This window comes from Paraburkholderia sp. RL17-373-BIF-A (genome assembly GCF_046030175.1).
In the GTDB taxonomy this organism is placed as follows: domain Bacteria; phylum Pseudomonadota; class Gammaproteobacteria; order Burkholderiales; family Burkholderiaceae; genus Paraburkholderia.
On sequence record NZ_JARESO010000562.1, the window covers coordinates 1 to 231 of the forward strand.

The window sequence follows — 231 nt, forward strand, 5'->3', positions numbered from 1 at the left end:
CGATCGGCTACTATCACGTATCCGACATGTACATTGCGCTGTCCAGTCACTTCATCCCGTGCGGCGTCCACGAAGCCGTCTACATCCTCGATGAGCTGATCCTGAATGGCGCCGACGTCAAGCCCGATACGATCCACGGCGATACGCAGGCGCAAAGCGGTCCGGTCTTCGGTCTGTCGTACGTGGTGGGCATCAACCTGATGCCACGCATGCGCAACATCAAGGATCTCA

General features: G+C 58.0%; 1 protein-coding gene. It reads left to right on the top strand.

The features are described 5' to 3' along the window. Positions 1 to 231, top strand: a 231-nt coding sequence (locus P0D80_RS51760) for a Tn3 family transposase (RefSeq protein WP_408296835.1), incomplete at both ends; no start/stop codon positions are given.